The sequence below is a fragment of the Sandarakinorhabdus sp. genome (genome assembly GCF_041689835.1).
In the GTDB taxonomy this organism is placed as follows: Bacteria; Pseudomonadota; Alphaproteobacteria; order Sphingomonadales; family Sphingomonadaceae; genus Sandarakinorhabdus.
On the sequence record NZ_JBDNFM010000068.1, the window covers coordinates 1 to 2,706 of the forward strand.

At 61.3% G+C, this 2,706-nt stretch carries 4 protein-coding genes; 1 reads left to right on the top strand and 3 read right to left on the bottom strand.

What is annotated here, in order from left to right; translation table 11 throughout:
* On the bottom strand, positions 1–822 hold an 822-nt coding region (locus ACESL8_RS03520), incomplete at its 3' end, for an HD domain-containing protein (protein ID WP_372916013.1).
* Between the two features lie 283 nt (positions 823–1,105).
* Positions 1,106–1,447 (bottom strand): DNA-directed RNA polymerase subunit omega, encoded by a 342-nt coding sequence (gene rpoZ, locus ACESL8_RS03525; RefSeq protein WP_372916016.1) that lies wholly within the window; start codon positions 1,445–1,447, stop codon positions 1,106–1,108.
* 269 nt (positions 1,448–1,716) lie between these two features.
* On the opposite strand from rpoZ, the gene rpsD reads away from it, so the two are divergent.
* Entirely contained in the window at positions 1,717–2,328 is a 612-nt protein-coding gene (gene rpsD / locus ACESL8_RS03530) for a 30S ribosomal protein S4 (RefSeq protein WP_372916020.1), read from the top strand.
* Between the two features lie 184 nt (positions 2,329–2,512).
* Here rpsD and ACESL8_RS03535 read toward each other — a convergent pair.
* The coding region (locus tag ACESL8_RS03535; RefSeq protein ID WP_372916022.1) for a hypothetical protein at positions 2,513–2,706 on the bottom strand (194 nt) is incomplete at its 5' end.

Consider the following 2,706-nt stretch of genomic DNA (forward strand, 5'->3'; position numbering starts at 1 on the left):
ACAATCGCTTTCATCATCGATGATCACCCGAAAGGCCATCACGTCCGATAATTGTTCAAAGCTCATCTGGCGCGCCGCCATCTTGCGCCAGATCGAATAGGGGCGCTTTTCGCGGCCGGTCACCCGTGCTTGAATACCCTTCGCGCGCAGCAGGTCTTCCAGCGCGCCGGTGACGCGGTGAACATTGGCGCCGGTGGTATCGCGCAGCCGCACCATGCGCTGGCTGATCATCGCGCTGGCTTCGGGCTCGAGGTGGGTGAAGGCGAGTTCCTGCATTTCCTCCATGAAGCCATACATGCCGATCCGCTCGGCCAGCGGGGCATAGATGTCCATTGTTTCGCGAGCGATGCGGCGGCGTTTGTCTTCCTTGGCGATGAAATGCAGGGTGCGCATATTGTGCAGCCGATCGGCCAGCTTGACCAGCAGCACGCGGATATCGGTGGACATCGCCAGCAGGAACTTGCGCAGATTTTCGGCCTGGCGCTCGCTTTCGGTCTGCGCTTCGATTTTGGACAATTTGGTGACGCCATCGACCAACCGGCCCACATCCGGCCCGAACAACCGGTCGATCTGTTCCTGCGTGGCCACCGTATCCTCGATGGTGTCGTGCAGGATGGCAGTGGCGATGGTCTTGTCGTCCAGTTGCAGCTCGGTCAGGATGCCGGCCACCTCGATCGGGTGGCTGAAATAGGGGTCACCACTGGCGCGCAACTGGCTGCCGTGCGCCTTCACCGAAAACACATAAGCGCGGTTGAGCAGATCCTCATCCGCGTCTGGATCATAGGCCTTGACCCGTTCCACCAATTCATACTGGCGCAGCATAGCCAACCACCTTGGGGAGGATTGGGGGTGAGGGCAAGGGCGAAGGGGGTGCGACAGGTGTCGCGGGGCGGTACGTGGGGGCTCGGCCGGTGGCGGAGCCGCCGAGTCCGCTGAGGGGGTGAGGGAAGGAAGGCAGAAAGAGCGTGGCGGAGCCACAATGCCTGCCCCGGACTTGATCCGGGGTCGGACGACACAAAAAAGGGCGGCCTGTGGGGGCCGCCCTTTTGTGGTCGCTGGCCGTAATCCGGCGAGTCTCGAAATAGCTACGCTATTTCGTGCCGCCTCATTCGTACTCGCCGCCCATGTTCTGGTTGCGCGGTGGCTGCGCCGCCGTGATGCGCAAGGCTTCGGCGGATGCCGACAGCGAGCCGATCACGTCTGGCGTGTCGTCATCATCGGCCCGCACGCGCTGCATGGCCTGCACCATGGTTTCAAGCAGTTCGGCCGGATGGACGGTCTGTTCGGCGATTTCGCGCAGCGCCACGACTGGGTTCTTGTCGCGGTCACGGTCGATGGTCAATTCCGAACCCGACGAGATGTTACGGGCGCGGTGCGCGGCCAGCAACACGAGGTCGAACCGGTTGGAAACCTTGTCGACGCAATCTTCAACAGTCACACGTGCCATGAAGCGGCTCCGGCTATAGCTTGTGGGGAACGAGGCTCCCTGACGATTCGGGGCCGCAAAGTCAAGGAAATTGGCCCATCACGATGGTGGCTCGGCCCGTATCGGCCTTGACACTGCGCGGCCGCCCTCCTAACGCACCCACTTCGCATCTGGCCCCGCACCCCGGTGAAGCGGTGGCCCATCCCCGGTGTTGCATTGGCAGCAGGCGTGTTTGGCGAGACCGGGTAGGCCCGCCAATTCCGGCTGGCCGTTGTGAAGCAAGGTGGACAATGTCGAAGCGTTCCAGCGCCAAGTATAAACTCGATCGCCGCATGGGCGAGAATATCTGGGGTCGTCCCAAGAGCCCCGTCAACAAGCGTGAATATGGTCCCGGCCAGCACGGCCAGCGCCGCAAGGGCAAGGTCAGCGATTTCGGCATCCAGCTGCGCGCAAAGCAGAAGCTGAAGGGCTATTACGGCGACGTCACCGAAAAGCAGTTCCGCAAGGTTTACGCCGAAGCGGTTCGCATGAAGGGTGATACCTCGCAGAACCTCATTGGCCTGCTCGAACAGCGCCTGGACATCACCGTTTATCGCGCCAAGTGGGCACCGACGGTGTTTGCCGCCCGCCAGATCGTCAATCATGGCCACATCTGGGTCAATGGCGTGCGCTGCAACATCGGTTCGGCCCGCCTGAAGCCCGGCGACGTTCTTGAGCTGGGCCCCAAGGCCCGCGAAATGGCGCTGGTGCTTGAAGCGCAGAGCCTCGCCGAGCGTGACGTGCCGGAATATGTGTCGGTCGCCGGCAACAAGGCCACCTACATCCGCGTGCCGACGCTGGATGAAGTTCCCTATCCGGTGAAGATGGAACCCAACCTGGTTGTGGAATTCTACAGCCGTTAATGCGGCGCGTGGGCAACGCGCGGCGTTGTCCACCGGTTCGCATTTGCTCGGCCAGCGGACGAAAAGGGCGGCTTTCGGGTCGCCCTTTTGATTCGTCTGACCCCGGATCAAGTCCGGGGCAGGCATTGTGGCTCTGCGACGCATTTCCTTGCTCTTCTTCGGCAATCTCAGCGGACCCGGCGGCTCAGCCGTCGGCCGCACTCGAAATGGCGCTTTCTTGCTGTTCTTGAATGATAAAGAGCAAATTCTCAATTTTGCCAGTTTTGACGATTTGTATCGATTCCAGAATTTCCGTTCCTCCAAACGGGAGCGAACACGCAGCACCAGCAACCGACATTCTGACAGGCTCTGCCGCTGTAGGACAGGCTCTGAACCTAG